This is a genomic window from Microcoleus sp. S36b_A4 (genome assembly GCF_036700645.1).
In the GTDB taxonomy this organism is placed as follows: Bacteria; Cyanobacteriota; Cyanobacteriia; order Cyanobacteriales; family Microcoleaceae; genus Microcoleus.
The window spans coordinates 1-2,346 of record NZ_JAUBPI010000200.1 but is presented as its reverse complement, the minus strand read 5'-3'; the positions used below and the strand labels follow the sequence as shown (position 1 = coordinate 2,346).

Sequence of the window (2,346 nt, the reverse complement as noted above, 5' to 3'; positions counted from 1 at the left end):
TACCTAATTATCAACAAGGCATAAGAGCTATGAGGCTTATTCTATCAGCGTTATAGGCGACTTGTCGCCCCGACAGCTTAATTGCACAAACATAAGGGGTCGATTGTTTCTTCTTTCTCTCTTAGGCAACTAAATCCCTCTTTCTTCTTCCTTCCTTCTCGCTTCTTCTTCCTTCTTCCCTTCCTCTTCCTTCTTCCTTCTGCTATATGTTGAAAACCAAGCGCAAATCCAAGAAATCAAAACACAAGCACAGCGAAAAAACAACAGCGCTCAGCAAAAAAGAAGTAGCTGCACAAAAACGCAAAATTTCAGAAAAGCGCAATGAATTGGTGCAGGCGATCGCCATAAGCTGCTTAGTCAGCGTTGCTCTCAGCATTCCCCTGTTGTTCGTAGCCCACCCTAAGATTGCTATTGCAGGAGGCGCAGCCGCAGCCATTTTGCTGCTTTCCTACAAATACCCCCGTCAAGCTTTATGGACTTTTCTAATTTACCTGCCTTTCAGCGGTACAATTACCTACGCAATTGGCGGCGGGAATGCTGCATTTCAAGTAGCCAAAGATGCTTTCTACATACCAGCTCTCATCGCCCTAATTCAAAGCTGCAAAAAGAAACAGTTGCGCCTGTTCATTCCCAAACAAATGCTTTCTACCTTTAGCATCCTGTTGATGATGGCAATGCTGACTTTAATTTTTGTCAACGGGGAGATGCAGCTCAACCCTAGGCCGGGCGACAAACCAATTCTGCAAGGAATTCTCGGCTTAAAAGTATTGATAGGTTACATACCGCTGATTGCTTGTACCTATTATCTGCTCCGCACTAAGAAGGATTTAGTATTTTTTAGTCGAATGCACATCGTTTTGGCGATCGTTTGCTGCCTTCTCGGTTTGATTCAGTACCTGTTGCTGCAAAGTGGAAAGTGTGCAGGAACCAGAGGCATGACCGGAGCAGAATTATATAAAGCAACGCTGGAAGCTCGATGTTTTGTCGGCGGTTCTTTGGTGTTCAGTCCAGAAGTCAAGTTTGTCCGCTTGCCGGGAACTTTTGTCGCGCCTTGGCAGTGGGCGTGGTTTTTAATTTCTAATGCTTTTTTAACCTTTGCCTCTGCCTTTTGCGACCCTTCATTCTGGTGGCGAGTTATCGGTTTATTTGGCATGGCATTAGTATTTGCCAATGCAGTTATTTCCGGTCAAAGAGCTGCTTTAATTATGGTTCCCGTTGCTACAGCAATCCTGCTAGTTCTCACCGGTCAATTAGTTAATTTCAAACGATTTATTCCCATCGGTGCAGGACTGGCGATTCTGCTGTTTGTCGGTGCAGCTATTAACCCGGGAATTATCGAGCAACGGTGGGATAGTTTTGTTAGTCGCTGGAATGCTGCACCGCCGCAGCAGTTTCTCTTTAATCAGTTCGAGCAGAGCAACAATTTTATCATTGACAAACCTCTTGGTAAAGGTGTGGGACGAGCCACTAATTCAACACGAATATTTGGTGCCACGCAGCTAATTGAAACTTTCCAACCTAAGTTGATATACGAACTCGGTTATCCGGGAATGATTAGTTTTCAGGTAATGCTTTTACACTTAGCTTTTCTAACTTTTAGAGCTTACCGATCTGTCAAGGACAAAAGTTTGCGGAGTTACGGAGCTAGTTTTTGGGTGTTTGTGGCATTTATTACGATCAATACTCAATACTATCCGCTGGATGTAGATCCAGTGTCCGTGTATTATTGGGTTTTAGCTGGGGCGATTTTAAAGTTGCCCAAAATTGATAAACAGGTGCAGGATGAAAAACACCAGGAAGTTGAGTCAAATGAATTGCAAGTTCACCAGCCATTAAAGGAGAAAAAAATTATTGCATCTTCCCCAATTTGAGAATATTTTTGATTGTTCAGTTTCGTGGATTCTTTCTTGTTCAGTAACCCGCTTTCGCTCCAAGGCGATCCAAAGATAGCCCGCCCTCCTGGGTTTATTTGTGCTAAAACCCACCCCTACAGCATATTTTGGCTTTTAACTTTACTGCGGTTGCCAAACCGGAGTGCCAGGATTCAAATCTTTGTCGTTTGTCAATTTAGTCAATCCCGAACCGTCTCGATTAATTACATACAAGTTGTTTTTGTCGCCTTCGGTTTCATTATATATAAAAGCAATTTGCTGGCTGTCAGAAAACCAAGATAATTGCTGGGGGGTGACAACCAGCCTGAAACCGAGAGGTGGTGAGGATTGAGCCAATCCGCTGCTCAAAAAAGATAGGCAGCATAATTGTTACACGCGGCGTTGCTGAGTTAGAGTATGAATAGGAGGAATAATTTATGCAATGCCCAGAATGTAAATCAACCCATATCCGTAA

Annotated in this window: 2 protein-coding genes; one reads left to right on the top strand and one right to left on the bottom strand. The window is 43.5% G+C overall.

The window, feature by feature from the left end; genetic code table 11:
* Positions 1 to 206 precede the first annotated feature (206 nt).
* The gene (gene hpsL, locus QUA03_RS28730) at positions 207 to 1,871 is read left to right on the top strand and encodes a hormogonium polysaccharide biosynthesis protein HpsL (RefSeq protein ID WP_333217106.1); all 1,665 of its coding nucleotides are present in this window, start codon (positions 207 to 209) and stop codon (positions 1,869 to 1,871) included.
* Positions 1,872 to 2,012: 141 nt separating this feature from the next.
* On the opposite strand, the gene QUA03_RS28725 is transcribed toward hpsL, so the two are convergent.
* Entirely contained in the window at positions 2,013 to 2,228 is a 216-nt protein-coding gene (locus QUA03_RS28725) for a hypothetical protein (protein ID WP_333217104.1), read from the bottom strand.
* Positions 2,229 to 2,346 lie beyond the last annotated feature (118 nt).

Excerpts from the sequence above, each read along its gene's own strand:
- hpsL (WP_333217106.1), top strand. The coding sequence starts at position 207 with ATGTTGAAAACCAAGCGCAAATCCAAGAAATCAAAACACAAGCACAGC.